The sequence below is a fragment of the Herbaspirillum sp. alder98 genome (assembly GCF_020179755.1).
Lineage (GTDB): Bacteria > Pseudomonadota > Gammaproteobacteria > Burkholderiales > Burkholderiaceae_D > Herbaspirillum.
The window spans coordinates 189,598-208,414 of sequence record NZ_JAIUCY010000002.1 but is presented as its reverse complement, the minus strand read 5'-3'; the positions used below and the strand labels follow the sequence as shown (position 1 = coordinate 208,414).

Sequence of the window (18,817 nt, the reverse complement as noted above, 5' to 3'; positions counted from 1 at the left end):
TCGTCATGCAAAGCCCCCTGCCTCTGCCGCTGGCTTCTTATGCCGAGCTTTATTGCCGCAGCAATTTCAGTTTCCTGCATGGCGCATCGCATGCGCAAGAACTGGTGGGACGCGCCGTCGAACTGGGCTATCAGGGCCTGGCGATCACCGACGAATGCACGCTGGCCGGCGCCGTGCGCGCCCATGCCGCGCTGCTGGAATTGCGCCAGCGGCACATCGGGCTCGACTTCAAGCTGCTGATCGGCAGTTGCTTCCGGCTGACCTGCAGTGAAACGGAGGCGCCCCTGGCGAGCATGACGCTGGTGGCGCTGGCGCAGAACCGGGAAGGCTACGGCAACCTGTGCGAACTGATCACGCGCGCCCGCACCCGCGCCGACAAGGGCAGCTACCTGCTCACCCCCGATGACCTGGCCGCACCGCCGCCGTCGCTGTCGCACCTGCGCGCCCTGCCCGACTGCCAGGTCCTGCTGGTGCCGGACTATCCGGCCGACGAGGCCATGCTGGATGCCCAGTTGCGCTGGTTCACGCCCTTGTTCGGAGCGCGTGGATGGCTGGGGCTGGCGCGCCTGTACCGGCCACTGGACGAGGTGCACCATGCGCTGCTGGCGCAGGCGGCGCTGCGGCATGACGTGCGCATGGCGGCCGTGGGCGAGGTGCTGATGCACCACCGCGCGCGCAAGCCCTTGCAGGATGTACTGACGGCGATCCGCGTGGGGCGGCCGGTGCAGCAATGCGGTTATGCGCTGGCCCCGAATGCCGAACAGGCCTTGCGCCCCCTGTCGCGACTGGCGCGCCTGTATCCGCCGGCAGCGCTGGCAGCGACCATCGAGATCGCGCGCAGTTGCAGTTTCCTGATGTCGGAATTGTCTTATGAATATCCCGACGAAGTGGTGCCGCTGGGCATGACGCCGGCGCAATACCTGCGCCAGGAAACCCTGGCCGGCGCGCAGAAGCGCTATCCATCCGGCATACCGGCGGGCGTGCGCGAGCAGATCGAGAAAGAACTGCTGCTGATCGCCAGCAAGCGCTACGAGGCGTATTTCCTGACGGTGTACGACCTGGTGAAGTTTGCCCGCGAGCGCGGGATCCTGTGCCAGGGGCGTGGCTCGGCGGCCAATTCGGCGGTGTGCTACTGCCTGCATATCACCGAGGTCAACCCGGCCGAGACGCGGCTGCTGTTTGCACGCTTCATCAGCGTTGAACGCAACGAAGCGCCCGACATCGATGTCGACTTCGAGCACCAGCGACGCGAAGAAGTGATCCAGCACATCTACCGCAAGTATGGCCGCCGGCGCGCCGCGCTGGCCGCCGCCGTGCACAGCTACCGCCCGCGCGGGGCATTGCGTGAGGTGGGAAAGGCGCTCGGCGTCGATGCGGCCCTGGTCGACACCGTGGCCAAGTCGCAGCACTGGTTCGATTCGCGCGAGCAATTGCTGCAACGCTTCACCGAAGCCGGGCTCGACACCGCGCTGCCGCAGGTGCAGCGCTGGGCCGAGCTCACGACGGCGCTGCTGGGTTTTCCGCGGCACCTGTCGCAACACACCGGCGGCTTCGTCATCGCCGGTGGCCAGTTGTCGCGACTGGTGCCGATCCAGAACGCGGCCATGGCCGAGCGCTCGGTGATCGAATGGGACAAGGATGACCTGGAGTCGCTCAACCTGCTCAAGGTCGACGTGCTGGCGCTGGGCATGCTCACGGCGCTGCGCCGCACGCTGGAACTGGTGAGCCTGTGGCGCGGCCTGCCGCAGGTGATGTCGATGTTCGATATCCCGCGCGACGACCCCGCCACCTACGACATGATCGGCCGCGCCGACACCATCGGCGTGTTCCAGATCGAGAGCCGGGCCCAGATGAGCATGTTGCCGCGCATGCTGCCGCGCAACCTCTACGACCTGACGGTGCAGGTGGCGATCGTGCGACCCGGCCCGATCCAGGGTGGCATGGTGCATCCCTACCTCAAGCGGCGCGAAGTGGTGCGCAGCGGCGGCAGCTTCGATTACCCCGACAACCACCAGAAAAGCGGCCGCATCGAAGAAGTGCTCAAGCGCACGCTGGGCATACCGATCTTCCAGGAGCAGGTGATGGAGGTGGCCATCGAGGCCGCCGGATATACCCCGGGCGAAGCCGACCAGTTGCGCCGCTCGATGGCTGCCTGGAAGCGCAAGGGCGGCATGGGGCCGCACTTCGAGCGGCTGGTCGGCGGCATGCTCGACAACGGCTACACGCGCCAGTTTGCCGAAAGCCTGTTCCTGCAGATCGAGGGCTTTGGCGAGTACGGTTTCCCCGAGAGCCATGCGGCCAGCTTTGCCCTGCTGACCTATTTCAGCAGCTGGCTCAAGTGCCACGAACCCGAAGCCTTCCTGTGCGGCCTGCTCAACAGCCAACCGATGGGTTTCTATTCGCCATCGCAACTGGTGCAGGATGCCCGCCGCCATGACGTCACGGTGCTGCCGGTCGAGGTCACCCGCAGCGATTGGGACGCGACCCTCGAAATGCCCGTCACCGGCGGCCGGCCGGCGGTGCGCCTGGGCATGAGCCTGTTGCGCGGCATGTCGCCCGAGGCGGCCCAGCGCATCGAAACGGCGCGCGCCGAACGCGCCTTTGGCGATGTGTCGGACCTGGCGCACCGTGCCAGCCTCGACCGCGCCGCGCTGCAGGCGCTGGCCGCAGGCGACGCCTTGCACAAACTGGCCGGGCACCGTCGCCACGCCCTGTGGCATGCGGTGGGTGCCGTGCCCGATCGCGACCTGCTGCAGGCGGCGCCGCGCCAGGACGACGCCGCCCCATTGCGTGCGCCGAGCGAAGCCGACGATATCCTGGGCGACTATCGGGCCACCAACCTGAGCCTGCGACGCCATCCATTGGCGCTGCTGCGCGAAAAGTTGCAGCGGCGCCGCTTCATGACGGTGGAACAACTCAATACGCTGCAAAACCGCCAGTTCGCCTGCTGCTGCGGCATCGTGACGGTGCGCCAGCGCCCCGGCACGGCCAAGGGCGTGATCTTCATGACGCTGGAAGACGAAACCGGTTCGGCCAACGTCATCGTCTGGCCGGCGGTGCTGGAACGGCAGCGCAGCGAAGTGCTCAATGCGCGCCTGCTGGGGGTCTTCGGCAGTTGGCAGTGCCAGGGCGAGGTGCGCCATCTGGTGGCGGGCCGGCTGGAAGACCTGACCCACCTGCTGGGCCAGTTGCAGCCGCGCAGCCGGGATTTCTTCTAGGCGCTTACGCCGCCGGCGCCAGGCGAAACGCGTCGCGCCCTTCGTGCTTGGCCCGGTACAGCGCCACATCGGCCTGGTGCACCAGCGCATCCCAGCCCAGCAGTTGGCCCGGGCGCAACACCACCAGCCCGACGCTGATGGTGACGGTGGCGCCGTGCTCGAAACGATGCTGGCGCACCGCCTCGACCAACCGCTGGCCGATGCCGGCCGCTTCGCCCTCGTCGAGCCCGGGAAAGACGGCGCAGAATTCTTCGCCGCCGTAGCGGCCCAGCAGGTCGCCGCTGCGGCAATTCTGCTTGAGGATATCGGCAATCGCCGCCAGCACCCGATCGCCCACCAGGTGGCCGAAGGTATCGTTGATGCGCTTGAAGTGGTCGACATCGATGAAGGCCAGCGTCAGGCTCTGGCGCTGCGCCACCGCCTGCTGCAGCACGGCCTCGCCACAGCGCACCAGTTCGCGCCGGTTGAGCGCGCCGGTCAATTCGTCTTCGGTGGCCAGGCGTTGCTTGTCGGCCACCAACCGTTCGAAGTACAACATCAGCAGCGCCGCCGAGAACAGCATGCCACCGCCCAGCGGAATCATGTAAATCAGCAGCACGCCCAAAGGGCTCATGTGCGGTGGCTCGAACAATGCCGGCTGACTCGCCGCCAGCACCAGCCGCGCAATGTAGGCGCCACTGAGGGTCAGCACGGCGGCCAGCCCCATGCCGCGCCCGAACCCCCAGCGCGCGTAATGCCGCGCGGCGGGCCCCGACAGGCCACGCATCAGCTCCACGAACACCAGCGTGAAGACCAGTTGCATGGCGGCCACGGCCAGGTAGGCGCGCTGGGTAAAGCTGACGTCCTTGGACAGCAGCCAGGCAAACAGCAGCGCGAACAACGCCACCATGAACCAGCCCCATAACTTGGCCGGACGCTGGTAGAAATGGCGCAGGCCGCTCCAGGCCGCCACCGAACCTGCAAACAGGGAAGTATTACCCAGCCACAGCGCACCCTGTCGCCAGAGTCCGGGCGCGGCCAGGTAGCCGGCCACCACCACGACCACGCCCAGCGCCACCAGCACGCCGGACCAGGCCCAGTAGCGCGTGCAGCGCTCGCTGGGGGCGCTCGAGAAAACCCCGGCCATGACCAGGCTGCTGCACAGTTGTACGATCGCCAGCGAGGTGCTGGCAGTGAGAGGATCCATCCGGCTATTCGACTGCGGGTTAATGCGAAGGCGGCCAGTGTAACCGATTGGATTAACAAGTTAATGACGACGTACCAGCGCCACCACGCCGGAATGCGATATTTACCTCGTGCGGCATCGGGCAACGACTTGATTCACTGTTACGCGACATCGCGTGATCGGCTGCCAGCCGGTCGTGCGCAATGATGCGCTGCGCCGGCATGGTTATAATCTGCTTCTTACCCAATCACTGCCGCCCGGCGGAGCACTCATGAAGTTCGATGTCGCCATCGTTGGCAGCGGCCTGGCCGGCCTGTCTGTCGCCCTCCACCTGGCTGCCACCCGGCGCGTGGTGGTCATCTCCAAGGGCGAACTCAAGGATGGCGCCAGCAATTGGGCGCAAGGCGGCATCGCCGCCGTGCTCGATTCGGGCGACAGCCACCAGCAGCACATCGACGACACCCTGGCCGCCGGCGGCGGGCTGTGCGACGAGGCCGCTACCCGGTTCATCGTCGAACACGGCCGCCTGGCCATCGACTGGCTGATCGACCAGGGGGTCCCGTTTACCCGCGATGTCGACGCCGAACTGGGGTTTCACCTGACCCGCGAAGGCGGACACAGCCAGCGTCGCATCATCCATGCCGCCGATGCCACCGGCCAGGCGGTGCAGGTGACGCTGGAAGAACGGGTGCGCCATCACCCCAACATCACCCTGCTCGAACATCACTGCGTGGTCGACCTGATTCGCCAGCGCACGGCACTGGGATGGTCGTGCAGCGGACTGTATGTGCAAGACCGCCAGACACAGGTCACGGCCATCGCCGCGCATCGCACGGTGCTGGCCACCGGCGGCGCCGGCCAGGTCTACCTGCATACGTCCAACCCTGAATCGGCCACCGGCGACGGCATCGCCATGGCCTGGCGCGCCGGCTGCCGGGTGGCCAACATGGAATTCATCCAGTTTCACCCGACCTGCCTGTATCACCCCGAAGCGCGCTCGGTGCTGATCAGCGAAGCGCTGCGCGGCGAAGGCGCGCTGCTCAAGCTGCCCGCCGCGCAAGGCCCGCTGGCCGGCCAGCGCTTCATGCCCGAACACAGCCCCAGCGCCGAACTGGCGCCGCGCGACACGGTGGCGCGCGCCATCGACTGGGAAATGAAGAAGCACGGCATCGCCCATGTCGACCTGGATATCAGCCACCAGCCGGCAGCCTTCATCGCCGAACATTTCCCGACCATCATGGCGCGCTGCGCCGGGCTGGGCATCGATATCACGCGCCACCCGATCCCGGTGGTGCCGGCGGCGCACTATACATGTGGCGGCGTGGTCACCGACCTGGCCGGACGCACCGACCTGCCCCATCTGTACGCCGTGGGCGAGACGGCCTATACGGGCTTGCACGGCGCCAACCGCCTGGCCAGCAATTCGCTGCTGGAATGCCTGGTGCTGGGACGGGCGGCGGCCTTCGACATCGAACGCGCCCTGGCGCTGGGGCCGACGCAGGTGGCCGACGTGCCGCGCTGGGAACCGGCCCAGGCCCGCCCTGGCGACGATCACAGCGATGCGGCGGTCGCGATCGGGCTGAACCGCGACGAACTGCGTCGCTGCATGTGGGATTACGTCGGCATCGTGCGCAGCGATGCCCGCCTGCAACGCGCCCAGCGCCGCATTGCCTTGCTGCGCGAAGAAGTCGACCTGTTCTACGCCCGCCTGCCGGTGTCGCGCGCCCTGCTGGAATTGCGCAACCTGATCGACGTCGCGGCCCTGATCGTGACCAGCGCGCAAATGCGCCGCGAAAGCCGCGGCCTGCATTTCAGCCTGGATCAACCGGGACAACTGCCGCGCGCGCTGCCGACGATCCTGTCCGGCCCGCAGGCCTGATCCATGATGTCGCTTGCCCTGCGCCTGGCCGCACTGGCCGCATTGACCTGCGCCGCTTCGCTGCATACCGCCCACGCCGCACCCACCGCCGCCGAAGCCAGGCCGCATCCCCGCATCTGCCTGGCGCTATCGGGCGGCGGCGCGCGCGGCTATGCGCACCTGGGGGTGTTGCAGTATCTCGAGCAATTGCATATTCCGATCGATTGCATCGCCGGCACCAGCATGGGCGCGTTGATCGGCGGCCTGTATGCCAGCGGTATCGACGCTGACCAGTTGCAACGCCGCCTGGCCGCCATCGACCTGTCCGACATCGCCTTCGACCGTAACGACCGCGCCCGCCTGCCGCAATCGCAGCGCGAAGATGAATACCAGTACCCGATCTCGCTGGCGGCCGGCCTCGACGGCGGCAAGCTCAAGCTGGCCGCGGGCCTGGTCCAGGGCAACAACCTGCTGACCCTGCTGCAGAACTGGACTGCCCGCTACCCGGCCAATATCGACTTCGCTGCGTTGCCGATCCCGTTCCGGGCGGTGGCCACCGACCTCGGTGCCGGCACCGAAGTGGTGCTGCAGGAAGGCTCGCTGCCGCGCGCCCTGCGCGCCAGCATGGCCGTGCCGGGCCTGTTCGCGCCGTTTCGCATCGGTTCGCGCACGCTGGTCGATGGCGGGCTGGTGGCCAACCTACCGGTGCAGACTGCACGCGACATGGGGGCCGATGTGATCATCGCGGTCAACATCGCCTCGCCGCTGCAGGACGCCGACGCCCTGCAGTCGCCCACGGCGGTGGCGCAGCAGATGCTGGGCATCCTGATCCAGCAGAACGTCAAGGCGCAAAAAAGCCTGCTGGGTCCGCATGACATCCTGATCGAGCCCAACCTGGATGGGGTGTCATTTACCGATTTCGCACGCGGCAAGGATGGCATCAATGCCGGGTGGGATGCCGCCCAGCAGCACAATGCGTCCCTGCTGGCGCTGTCGCTGCCGCCCGCGCAATGGCAGCAATACCTGGCGCAACGCGCCCGCAACACCATTGCCCTGGCGCCCGACACCCGCATCGACGTCATCCAGATCAACAGTGGTGCGCGAGTGCCGGCGTCGCATGTGCAACAGCAACTGGGGGTCGAGGCCGGTGACCGCTATGACGGACAGGCCATCAACCAGCAGCTCGCGCAACTGTCGATCAACGGCGACTTCAACAACGTGACCCAGGAACTGGTGCGCCAGGCCGATGGCAGCAACCGGCTGGTGATCGACGCCGAAGACAAATCCTGGGGGCCGCAATACCTGCTGTTCGGGCTGGGACTATCGAACAGCTTCAATGGCCGCGGCGGCTACAACCTGCAGATCGGCCATCGCTACCCGTGGATGACCGCCAGCGGCCTGGAGTGGCGCAACGACGCCATCCTCGGCAATCGCGTGGCCAGCCTCAAGAGCGAGCTGCGCCAGCCGCTGACCGGGGGCACTTACCTTGCGTCCTACGTCGAACTGAACCGCCGTCATGTCGACCTGTACGACGATGGCGCCGCGCTGAAGGCTTCGCCCCTGACCGAATACCGGATCGATACCCTCATGAGCGGCGTCGACCTCGGCGTGCCGCTGGCCCAGGTGGGTGAACTGCGGCTGGGCGCCGGCTATCGCTATTGGCACTATGCGCCCACCTACGACGAGGCCGCGTTCTCTACCGTAACGGGCCGCCAGCCGGTGGCGCGCCTGCGGCTCACGATCGACCAGCTCGACGATGCGCTGTTTCCGCGCCGGGGCCATTACCTCTACGCCGAAGCCAGTCGCGGCTTCGGCGGCAGCGGCACGCGCTACAGCACAGTGCAGGCACGCACCCTGTGGGCCTTCAGCCACGGCGCCGACACCGTCAATGTCGCGCTGGAAGGCGCCGGTAGCGTATCGGCGAACGACACCAGCGGCGAGCTCGGTTTTTCATTGGGGGGATTCCAGCACCTGTCGGCCTATGCGCAAGACCAGTTCTCGGGCAATTACCTGTTGTATGGGCGACTGACTTACCTGCGCGACCTGTCGCGCTACCAGATCGCCGGCCTGCGCAACCCGGTGCTGGGCACCAGCCTCGAGATCGGCAATGTCTGGCAGCGCCGCGCCGCGTTCGGGGACGGCCCCTATCGCCAGAGCATCAGCCTGTTCGTCGGTGGCGCCAGCCCCGTGGGCCCGCTCTACTTCGGCCTGGCGCTGGGCCAGCAAGGCGTCTGGAACATCTATCTGCAGCTGGGACGGGTGTTTTAGGGCCGGATCACAGGCCCTGGGCTGGTGCGGCATCCCGCTCGCGCCGGCGGGTGCGAAACTCCTGGGGTGGCAGGCCGAAGAAATCGAGGATGCTGTTGGCCACCAGGTCGCGGTCATTGTCCACGCAGATCATGTGATAGCTGTTTTCCAGCACCACCACCCGCGCATCGGCCACCTGCGCCTTGAGAAAATCGGCCGAACGCAGGCTGGTCAGTTCGTCTTCGCGCGCATGCACCACCAGCGTCGGCGCCTTGATATTGCGCGCCCCGGCCATGGCCCAGGCACGTAGCCGGTCGACCTGGCGCACGCAGATCAACGGCACCCAGGGATAGTGAAAATTGTCGCCGCGCTCGAACTTGGCCTTCACCACGGCCCGCACCAGCGTGTTCTTGATGCCAAACGGCTCGCCCTCTTCCACCTTCATGCGCGTGGCGACCCCGGGGATCCGGTAGAACAGCCCGCGCAGGCTGCTGTACCAGGGCGTGGACCAGCCATCGATATAGATCGGCGGCGCCAGCGTCACCAGCCGGCCGGCCGCGGCCGCATGCTCCACGCGCTCGGCCAGCACCAGCGCCACCAGCGAGCCCATGCACATGCCCATGATGTGCAACTGGTCGTACTGCGGACGCAGTTCGCGATATTGCGCCTCCACCGCATCGACCCACTGTTCGGCGCGCACGCCGATCAGGTCTTCGGGCCGGGTGCCGTGGCCGGCCAGCGTGATGGCGTGCGTCTCCACGCCGCCGCGCTGCAGGATCTTGTGCATGCTGCCCAGATCGTATTGCGTGCCACCCAGCCCATGGATCAGGATCGCGCCGATGCGCGCACTCATGGCTGGGCTCCCTGCGCCGGCCCGACCTGCCAGGCGCCGGCGACGATGGCCAGGCTGTCATCGGGGTCCAGCATGCTGCGACTGATGTCGGTGACCTCGCTGACCTGGCCGGCCGGCAGCATCAGGCGCAGGCTCATGCCCGGGCGGGCGTCGTCGCTATCGTCGTCGAGCCAGCGCTGGCGCAGCCGCGCCTGGTCCAGCGGATGCACATGCGCCAACACCTGGTCGATACTGGCCAGCGCTTCGGGCGCCAGCCCCAGCAAGCCCTGCACGTCACCCGACCAGGTCACGCGGGCGCGCACCGGGTCGATGCAATAGACCAGCTGGCGCGATACCGTCAGCGCCAGTTCGACATCGTCGCGCCAGTTGGCGGCGTCTTCCTGCGACTGCTCGCGGGTGGTCTTGAGGGTGCTGATGAGCAGCGACAGCAAGGCCGCCACCGCCAGGTAGATCTGCAGCTCCAGCAGCGCATTGCTGGAATGCAGCTGCACCAGTTCGACGAACGGCCCACGACCCAGCGAGTTATAGACAAAGGCGATCAGTGCCAGCACCACCACCGCCAGCGAGCCGCCGCGCCCGCCCCACAGGATGGTGACCAGCGCCACGCAGAACAACGGCAGGTAGGTGGTCGAGAAATTGATGTCGAGAATGACGCGGTCGATCTCGCTGCCGAAGGCCAGCCAGGCCGTGATGAGCAAGCCGGCGAAACTGGCCAGCCCCAACAGGAAATCAGCACGGTCGATGCCGCCCGAGCGCACCGCCCGAAAGCGCGACCAGCCCGCCAGCACGGGCGTGACGATCAGGATGCCGACCAGGTCCGACAGGCTCCAGACCCGCAGCGTGGACCAGAACGGCAAGTGCTGCGTGGCGCTGAACCAGAGTGCGCCGAACAGCCCGCTGGCCAGGCTGGCCCCGACCCCCACCAGCAGCAAGGCCCGCACAAAATAAAGGCCCTCCAGCGGGAAAGGCGCGCGTCGCACCAGCCACACGGCGATGGCGGCCACGCCGATCTCGTTGGCCGCCAGCAAGGCCATGCGCCACAACTCGCGCTCGGCCACCCCGCCCAGCAGCAACTGCGCCGCCAACAGCGCCAACATCAATGCGCCCCAGCGTTCGGTGGTCGTCAGCATCAAGGCCCCGACCACCACCCCGGCCGGCAGCCACAGGTAACCGGAAGCGACGAACGTGCCATTGAGCCGGTACGACACAAAACCCAGGACAAAATACAGCACGGCCCATGCAAGCGGCGCGAAGACACGGCTGGACTGGTTGGAAGTCACGAGGGGTCCTTGGAGAAACTGAGTGGGCGCATTGTAACAGCGCAACATCGACTGCAAGGTGATGTGCAGACCCGGCTTAACACCTGTTAGAATGCGAACAATTCTCATTAAAATACGCAATTCGCCAACTTCAATGACCGCCCCCGATCTCAGCGCCGCGCGCGATGTTGGCGTGCTCTACACCGACCACCACAGCTGGCTGCAGCAATGGCTGCGCGCGCGCCTGGGCAATGCCTGCGACGCCGCCGACCTGGCGCACGACACCTTCCTGCGGGTCATCGAACGCCGCCGGGTGGCCGAGATCAATGAACCGCGTGCCTTCCTGACGACGGTGGCGCGTGGCATCCTGGTCAACTGGTACCAGCGGCGCGCGCTCGAAAGCGCCTTTCTCGAAGCGCTGGCGGCGCTGCCCGAGGCCGAGGCGCCGTCGCCGGAGCAGCGCTACCTGATTCTCGAGACCCTGACCCAGGTCGACGCCATGCTGGACAGCCTGCCGCCGCGCGCCCGGCAGGCGTTCTTGCTGTCGCAGCTGGATGGCTTGAAATACGACGACATCGCGACCCGCCTGGGTTGCTCGCTGATCAGCGTCAAGCGCTACATGAAGCAGGCTTTCCTGGCATGCCTGTGTCTGATGGATTAAGCATGGCGCATTATTCTGCGACCCACGCCGGGGCATCCGCCATCAATCCCGTGGCCCTGGACCAGGCTGCCGAGTGGCTGGTGTTGCTGCATGGCGGCCAGGCCACCGAGGCTGATCGCCAGCAATGCCGCCAGTGGCAAGGCGCCAGTGCCGACAATGCGCGCGCCTGGGCCCGCGCCGAAACCCTGATGAACAAGCTGGGCACGCTGCCGCCAGCGCTGGCCATGCCGGTATTGCAACGCTCGACCGCGCCGGCACGACGGGCGGCGCTGGCCAAGCTGGCCGGCTTGCTGGCGGCCCTGCCTGCCGCCTGGTTCGGCTGGCAGGCGCTACGCCAAAGCGACCTGGCGGCCGATCACCACACCGGCACCGGCCAGCGCCGCACGATTCGACTGGCCGATGGCAGCCAGGTCATCCTCAATAGCGCCAGCGCCATCGACGTCGTGTTCGACCAGGACCGACGCCTGGTGCGCTTGCGCCATGGCGAGATCATGATCACCACCGCCGCCGACACCGCCGCCAGCGCCCGGCCGTTCCTGGTAGAAACCGCCGAAGGCATGCTGCAGGCGCTGGGCACCCGCTTTGCCGTGCACCAGCAAACCGCCCATACGCAACTCGACGTCTTCGAAAGCGCGGTGCGGGTGGCCCCTCGCCGTCTGCCCGCCAGCGCCCGGGTGACCATTGCCGCCGGACAGCGCCTGCGTTTTTCAGCCGATGCCATCGACGCCCCGCAGCCGTTGAGCGTGGCCGCCGACGCCTGGACCCAGGGCATGCTGGTCGCCGACAACATGCGCCTGGACGCATTTTCTGCAGAACTGGCGCGCTATCTGCCGGGCCTGCTGCGCTGCGAAGACGAGGTGGCCGACCTGCGCATCTCCGGCACCTTCCCGCTGGACCAGCCGCAGCAGATCCTCACGATGCTGGTGTCGACCTATCCGATCGAGGCGCGCCGGCGCTTTGGCGGTTATTGGGTCACGCTGTCGGCGCCCGGCCCGCAGTGAGCTGACCGGCATTCAATATTTTTTTGGTTGTCCTGATACTTTTTTCGATCCTGGCTGGCAATGGGAGTGAAACCACATTTCCATTGAAAGGATCCCTGCTCCATGTCCCACCTGTCCATTCGCCCGCGCATCAAGCCAGTCGCGGCTGCCGCCCTGATCCTGTGCGCCCTGTCGGGCGCTGCCTGGCAAGCACCGGCGTTCGCCGCCGACACCGCCGTGCTCAACGATGCCACCCAGCGCCGCTATGACATCGCCAGCGGCCCGCTGGGCCAGAACCTGTCGGCCTTCGCGTTGGCTTCGGGGATCGCCCTGTCGTTCGAGCCGGCACTGGCCGCCGGCAAGACCAGCCCGGCGGTGAACGGCGTGATGAGCGCCCGGGCAGCGGCAGAACGGGTGCTGGCCGGCAGCGGCCTGGAAATCGCCGGTCGCGCCGACGGTAGCTTTACCGTGCGACGCGCCACCGGCGTCGCTAACACCAGCGAAGCGCCGAATCAGGCCTTGCCGGCGGTGACCGTGAACGCCGACAGCGAGCGCAGCACCGTCACCGAGGGCAGCGGTTCGTACACCACCCGCGCCACCGGTGCGGCCACCCGCATGGCCTTGTCGCTGCGTGAAACACCGCAGTCGGTGAGCGTGATCGGCCGCCAGCAGATCGAAGACCAGAACCTGATGAGTCTCAACGACGTGCTGCGCATGACCCCCGGTATCGTGGCCGATCGGCTCGATGAACGCGTCACGTTCACCTCGCGCGGTTTCTCGCTCAACAGCATGATCGACGGCGTGCCGACGTTGTCCTTCAACAGCGTGGCGGCCGAGTCGAGCCAGCTCAGCATGCAGGTCTACGACCGGGTCGAAGTCATTCGCGGCGCATCCGGCCTGCTCAATGGATCGGGTTCGCCGGGCGGTTCGATCAACCTGGTGCGCAAGCGCCCGACGGCCGAATTCAGCGGCCATGTGGGCGTGGGCGTCGGCTCCTGGAGCCGCTACAGCACCGAGGCCGACCTCAGCACCAAGCTCAATGAAGCCGGCACCGTGCGCGGGCGCGTGGTGGCCTCGCATGCCGACGGCAACAGCTTTGTCGACAACAAGAAGCAGAGCGAAGATGTGTTCTATGGCATCGTCGAGGCCGACCTGTCGCGCAATACCCTGCTGTCGGCCGGCGTCGAATACCAGCGCACCGCGATCAAGGGCGCCAACTTCGGCCAGAGCCCATTGTTCTACAGCGATGGCAGCCGCACCAACCTGCCCCGCTCGTTCAACTCCAGCACACCCTGGAGCACCTGGAACATGGATACCCAGCGCTATTTCGTCAACCTGGATCACCATTTCGACAACGACTGGCGCCTGAAGGTGGACGCGGCCCTCATCACCAATGACCGCGAGCGCTACAGCGGCGACATCTGGCTCTATCCGGGCAACATCAATTCGGCCACCGGCAACGGCGGCGTGGTGCAGGTGGCCAACAACCCGGCCACCTCGGTCACGCGCGCGCTGGATGTGTATGCCACCGGCCCGTTCTCGCTGTTTGGCCGCACCCACACGGCGGTGCTTGGCGCCAACTACAACCGCTACGCCTACGACTACAGCAACAGCAGCCGCCTGGTCAACGCCTTCGACCGGCAGGCGGTCAACATCTCCAACCTGGGGGCGATTGCGCAGCCCGACTTCCCGTATCCGCTCAACAAGTTCAGCGGCGTCACCGAAGAAAAGGCGGTCTATGGCGCGCTGCGCCTGAAGCCCTTCGATGCGCTGTCGGTCCTGGTCGGCACCCGCTTCTCCTGGTACGACAACGACCTGGTCACGCGCACCTGGACCAACGGCACCAACGGCCGTCCGGTCGCCAGCAGCGCCGGCCACGAACACGCGATATTTACGCCCTACGCGGGCATCGTCTACGACATCAACGACACCTGGTCGGCCTATTCGAGCTATACGGATATCTTCCAGCCCAATACCGCGCGCAACGCCAATAACGAAACCATCGAACCCCGGCGCGGCAACAACCTTGAATTCGGGGTCAAGGGCGAGCACATGGGCGGCAAGCTCAACACCAGCTTCGCGGTATTCGAAGTGCGTGAGGACAATGCGGTCGAACTGGCACCAGGCGTGGCGCCCCTGCCTGACGGCTCGGCCGCCTATCGCGCGGTCAAGGGCGCGCGCACGCGTGGTTTCGAAACCACCATCTCGGGTGAGCTGGCACGCGGCTGGCAGGTCATGGCCGGCTACACCTACAGCGCCAAGTTCAATAACAAGAGCGTGCTGATGAACACCAACTACCCGCAACGCATGCTGCGCGTGGCGACCAGCTATCGCCTGCCGGGCGCGCTGAGCAAGTTGACCGTGGGCGGCAACCTGTCTTATCAAAGCGGGATTTCTTACCTGGAAACCTACAGCGCGCAGACCGCCTACCAAGGCGGCATGACGCTGATTGGCTTGATGGCGCGTTATGAAGTGTCGCCGCAATTGAGCCTGTCGCTCAACGTCGAGAACCTGACCGACAAGACCTACTACACCGGTCTGGGCGGCTATAACGGCTATACGGTGGGGAATCCACGCAATGCGTGGTTGAAGGCCAACTACAAGTTCTGAGGATGACGGGGTGCGACGAAAGTCGCTGGATCCCGGCCTGCGCCGGGACGACGGATAAAATGTTATCGATGTCCCGTCGTCCTCGCGCAGGCCGTAAACCAGCGTCTTGTCACGTGCTTACTTCACTACCCGCAACGAAAAATCGGCGGCCCGGATATCCTTGGTCAGGCTGCCGATCGAGATGCGATCGACACCCGTTTCTGCAATCGCCCGCACGGACTCGAGGTTGATGCCGCCCGAGGCTTCCAGCAGCGCGCGCCCGGCATTGACCGCCACCGCCCCGCGCATCATCTCCAGCGAAAAATTATCCAGCAGGATCGACAAGGCGCCGGCGCCCAGCGCTTCCTGCAGTTCGGCGATGCTCTCCACCTCGACCTGGATCGTCACCCCGGCATCGAGCTTGTGGGCCGCGGCCATGGCGGCCGTGATGCCACCGGCGGCGGCGATGTGGTTTTCCTTGATCAGGATGCCGTCGTACAGGGCCAGGCGCTGGTTGGCGCCGCCGCCCACGCGCACGGCGTACTTCTGCGCCAGGCGCAGGCCGGGCAAGGTCTTGCGGGTATCGAGAATGCTGGCGCTGGTGCCGGCGACGACGTCCACATAGCGCCGAGTAGCCGTGGCCACACCCGACAGCAGTTGCAGGAAGTTGAGCGCGCCGCGCTCGGCGGTGAGCAAGGCGCGCGCCGGGCCGTGGATGGTGCAGACTTCGCTGTCGGCGGCCATCAGGTCGCCTTCGGCGTGCTGCCAGCTGACCTGCAGGCGCGGATCGAGCCGGGTCATCACCGCTTCGAACCAGGGCGCGCCGCATAGTACGGCCGCTTCGCGCACGATCACGCGGGCCGTGACGAATTCGTGCTCGGGCACCAGCAGGCCGGTGAAGTCGCCGTCGCCGACGTCTTCGGCAATGGCCTGGTTGACGTTGGCGTCGAAGGCCGCCAGCAAGGCCGCATCGAAGGGTGCAAAGGGATTGTTCAAGTTACTGGCCACGGTGATGCTGGGGCTGGTCTTGATGGCGTGGAGAATTGTCATGCCGGGCCGATTCCTGCAAACAGTTGCTGTTCGTCTTCAAGCCGTGCGCCGGGGCGCACATTGGCTTTCCTGTTGGCTGCGAAATCCAGCATGCGGTCGATGCACAGCACGGCGCGACGGCCGATGCCAGGGTCGACCTGAATCTCGTTGGCTCCGGTTTCCAGCACCTGCAACAGGTTCTGCAAACCGTTCATCGCCATCCACGGACAGTGCGCGCAACTCTTGCATGTGGCGCTGTTGCCGGCCGTGGGGGCGTCGATAAAAATCTTGCCTGGCGCTGCCAGGCGCATCTTGTGCAGGATGCCGTTGTCGGTGGCGACGATGAACGACGGCGCACTGGACACCTGCACCGCCGCAATCAGTTGCGAGGTCGAACCGACCACATCGGCCTGCGCCACCACCGCCTCGGGCGACTCGGGATGCACCAGCACCAGCGCCTCGGGGTGTTCGGCGCGCATCAGCTCCAGCTCGCCGCCCTTGAATTCATCGTGCACCAGGCACGACCCCTGCCACAGCAGCATGTCGGCGCCGGTCTGCTTCTGGATGTAACCGCCCAGGTGCTTGTCGGGCGCCCACAGGATCTTCTTGCCCTGCTGATGCAGGTGCTGCACGATCTCAAGCCCGATCGAGGAAGTCACCATCCAGTCGGCGCGGGCCTTTACCGCCGCGCTGGTGTTGGCATAGACCACCACCGTGCGGTCCGGATGGGCATCGCAGAAAGCGGTAAATTCGTCGGCCGCGCAACCCAGGTCGAGCGAACAGGTGGCGTCGAGATCGGGCATCAGGATGCGCTTCTCGGGACTCAGGATCTTGGCCGTCTCGCCCATGAAGCGCACCCCGGCCACCACCAGCGTGGTGGCGGCGTGGTCGCGTCCGAAGCGGGCCATCTCGAGCGAATCCGAGACGCAGCCGCCGGTTTCCTCGGCCAGGTCCTGCAGATCGGGATCAACATAGTAGTGCGCCACCAGCACTGCCTGCTTCTGCTTGAGCAGTGCCTTGATGCGGGCCTTGAGATCGGCGCGTTCAGCCGCGCCGGGCGTGGGTGGGACCCGTGCCCAGGCGTTGGCGGTGCAGCTGCCACCGGTCTCCATTTGAGGCCGTTCGTATTCGACGACCTTGCTTGCGGTTGCGTGCATGGCGGGAGCTGTGCGTTGTAGTTGCGGGTTACTGGATGCCCTGGCTGGCCAGGTAGTCTTCGTAGTTGCCGCGGAAGTCCACGATCTCGTCCTCTTTCACCACCAGGATACGGGTCGCCAGCGACGACACGAACTCACGGTCATGCGAGACGAAGATCAGGGTGCCGGCATACTTTTCGAGCGCGATGTTGAGCGACTCGATCGATTCCATGTCCATGTGGTTGGTCGGTTCGTCCATCAGCAGCACGTTGTGACGGCCCAGCATCAGCTTGCCGTACATCATGCGGCCCTTTTCGCCGCCCGACAGCACCTTGACCGATTTCTTGACGTCGTCGCCAGAAAACAGCAGGCGTCCGAGGATCGAGCGCACGGCCTGGTCGTCGTCGCCTTCCTGGGTCCACTTGCCCATCCAGTCGGTGAGGATATCGCCGGCGGCGAACTCTTCGGTCGGATCCTGCGGCATGTAGCCGACGTCGGCGTTCTCGGCCCACTTGACCACGCCGTGGTCAGGATGCAGCCCGGCCACGTCGCCGCCGATGGAGCGCAGCAGCGTGGTCTTGCCGGCGCCGTTGGCGCCGATGATGGCGATCTTCTCGCCGGCCTCGACCATGATGCTGAAATTCTTGAAGATCGGGCGATCGTAGGCCTTGCTGATGGCTTGCGTCTCGACCGCCAGGCGATGCAGTTTCTTTTCGCCTTCGAAGCGCACATACGGATTGACCCGCGACGACGGCTTGACGTCTTCCACCTTGATCTTGTCGATCTGCTTGGCGCGCGAAGTCGCCTGGCGCGCCTTGGACTTGTTGGCCGAGAAGCGGCGCACGAAGTCCTGCAGTTCGGCGACCTTTTCCTTGGCCTTGGCGTTGACCGCCAGTTGCTGCGCGCGGGCCTGCGACGACGCGAACATGTATTCGTCGTAGTTGCCCGGGTAGACCTTCAACGTGCCGTAGTCCATGTCGGCCATGTGGGTACAGACCTGGTTCAGGAAGTGGCGATCGTGGGAAATGATGATCATCGTGGAATTGCGCTCGTTGAGCACGTCTTCCAGCCAGCGGATGGTGTCGATGTCGAGGTTGTTGGTCGGCTCGTCGAGCAGCAGGATATCGGGGTTCGAGAACAACGCCTGCGCCAGCAGCACGCGCAGCTTCCAGCCGGGCGCGACATTGCTCATCGGGCCGCTATGCTGTTCGATCGGCACGCCCACGCCCAGCAGCAGTTCGCCGGCGCGCGCTTCAGCGGTATAGCCATCGTATTCGGCGAACTTGGCTTCCAGGTCGGCCGCCTTCATGTAGTCGTCGTCGGTGGCGTCGGGGTTGGCGTAGATGGCGTCGCGCTCGCTCATGGCGGCCCACATTTCGACGTGGCCCATCATGACTACGTCAAGCACGCGCATCTCTTCGAAGGCGAACTGGTCCTGGCGCAGCTTGCCCAGGCGTTCATTGGTGTCGAGGCTGACATTGCCGCCGCTGGGTTCGAGGTCGCCACCCAGGATCTTCATGAAGGTCGACTTGCCGCAGCCGTTGGCGCCGATCAGGCCATAGCGGTTGCCGTCGCCGAACTTGACGGAAATGTTTTCGAACAACGGCTTGGCGCCGAACTGCATCGTGATATTGGCTGTTGAAAGCACTGCGAAACCTTTTTCTGAATTGAAACCTGGCGCGGACTGCAGCCGGAACAGAAAAGCGATATCCGGATTTGCCGCCACGCGCGCGAAACCCTGTATTTTACCATCGTGAGCGAGCCCCGGCTTGCATTGCGGGCAAGCCACCTGCTTTATTTCCTCAAGGAAAGCCGCATTGTC

General features: G+C 65.8%; 12 protein-coding genes. 6 read left to right on the top strand and 6 right to left on the bottom strand.

The window, feature by feature from the left end; genetic code table 11:
- Nucleotides 1–5 precede the first annotated feature (5 nt).
- Nucleotides 6–3,218, top strand: coding sequence for an error-prone DNA polymerase (locus tag LBW87_RS05790; RefSeq protein WP_225200498.1), 3,213 nt, complete (start codon nucleotides 6–8; stop codon nucleotides 3,216–3,218).
- A 4-nt stretch (nucleotides 3,219–3,222) separates the two neighbouring features.
- Here LBW87_RS05790 and LBW87_RS05785 read toward each other — a convergent pair whose 3' ends face one another.
- Nucleotides 3,223–4,404 carry a GGDEF domain-containing protein gene (locus LBW87_RS05785; RefSeq protein ID WP_225200497.1) on the bottom strand — a complete coding sequence of 394 codons (1,182 nt, stop codon included), beginning with the start codon at nucleotides 4,402–4,404 and terminating at the stop codon, nucleotides 3,223–3,225.
- A 250-nt stretch (nucleotides 4,405–4,654) separates the two neighbouring features.
- Between LBW87_RS05785 and nadB the strand changes: the two genes are divergently transcribed.
- The gene (gene nadB / locus LBW87_RS05780; RefSeq protein ID WP_225200496.1) at nucleotides 4,655–6,262 is read left to right on the top strand and encodes an L-aspartate oxidase; all 1,608 of its coding nucleotides are present in this window, start codon (nucleotides 4,655–4,657) and stop codon (nucleotides 6,260–6,262) included.
- A gap of 6 nt (nucleotides 6,263–6,268) precedes the next feature.
- A complete protein-coding gene (locus LBW87_RS05775) occupies nucleotides 6,269–8,509 on the top strand; it encodes a patatin-like phospholipase family protein (protein ID WP_225200874.1) in 2,241 nt (746 codons plus the stop codon).
- A 7-nt stretch (nucleotides 8,510–8,516) separates the two neighbouring features.
- On the opposite strand, the gene LBW87_RS05770 is transcribed toward LBW87_RS05775, so the two are convergent.
- On the bottom strand, nucleotides 8,517–9,341 hold the full coding sequence (locus tag LBW87_RS05770; RefSeq protein WP_225200495.1) for an alpha/beta hydrolase: 825 nt from the start codon (nucleotides 9,339–9,341) through the stop codon (nucleotides 8,517–8,519).
- A complete protein-coding gene (locus tag LBW87_RS05765) occupies nucleotides 9,338–10,621 on the bottom strand; it encodes an MASE1 domain-containing protein (protein WP_225200494.1) in 1,284 nt (427 codons plus the stop codon). Before LBW87_RS05765 ends, LBW87_RS05770 begins: the two co-directional genes overlap by 4 nt.
- 133 nt (nucleotides 10,622–10,754) lie before the next feature.
- Here LBW87_RS05765 and LBW87_RS05760 point away from each other — a divergent pair, with 133 nt between their 5' ends.
- From LBW87_RS05760 to LBW87_RS05750, 3 genes are all read left to right on the top strand, one after another.
- Complete coding sequence (locus LBW87_RS05760; RefSeq protein ID WP_225200493.1) at nucleotides 10,755–11,261, top strand: sigma-70 family RNA polymerase sigma factor; 507 nt, start codon at nucleotides 10,755–10,757, stop codon at nucleotides 11,259–11,261.
- A gap of 2 nt (nucleotides 11,262–11,263) precedes the next feature.
- Nucleotides 11,264–12,262 (top strand): FecR domain-containing protein, encoded by a 999-nt coding sequence (locus LBW87_RS05755; RefSeq protein WP_225200492.1) that lies wholly within the window; start codon nucleotides 11,264–11,266, stop codon nucleotides 12,260–12,262.
- 102 nt (nucleotides 12,263–12,364) lie between these two features.
- The gene (locus LBW87_RS05750; RefSeq protein WP_225200491.1) at nucleotides 12,365–14,851 is read left to right on the top strand and encodes a TonB-dependent siderophore receptor; all 2,487 of its coding nucleotides are present in this window, start codon (nucleotides 12,365–12,367) and stop codon (nucleotides 14,849–14,851) included.
- A 117-nt stretch (nucleotides 14,852–14,968) separates the two neighbouring features.
- Here the strand turns inward: LBW87_RS05750 and nadC are convergent, their stop codons facing one another.
- The 3 genes from nadC to LBW87_RS05735 are packed head-to-tail and all read right to left on the bottom strand — an operon-like array spanning nucleotide 14,969 to nucleotide 18,643.
- Nucleotides 14,969–15,880, bottom strand: a complete 912-nt coding sequence (gene nadC, locus LBW87_RS05745; RefSeq protein WP_225200490.1) for a carboxylating nicotinate-nucleotide diphosphorylase — start codon at nucleotides 15,878–15,880, stop codon at nucleotides 14,969–14,971.
- Nucleotides 15,877–17,016 (bottom strand): quinolinate synthase NadA, encoded by a 1,140-nt coding sequence (gene nadA, locus LBW87_RS05740; RefSeq protein WP_225200489.1) that lies wholly within the window; start codon nucleotides 17,014–17,016, stop codon nucleotides 15,877–15,879. Before nadA ends, nadC begins: the two co-directional genes overlap by 4 nt.
- A 28-nt stretch (nucleotides 17,017–17,044) precedes the next feature.
- On the bottom strand, nucleotides 17,045–18,643 hold the full coding sequence (locus tag LBW87_RS05735; RefSeq protein WP_225200488.1) for an ABC-F family ATPase: 1,599 nt from the start codon (nucleotides 18,641–18,643) through the stop codon (nucleotides 17,045–17,047).
- Between the last annotated feature and the right edge of the window lie 174 nt (nucleotides 18,644–18,817).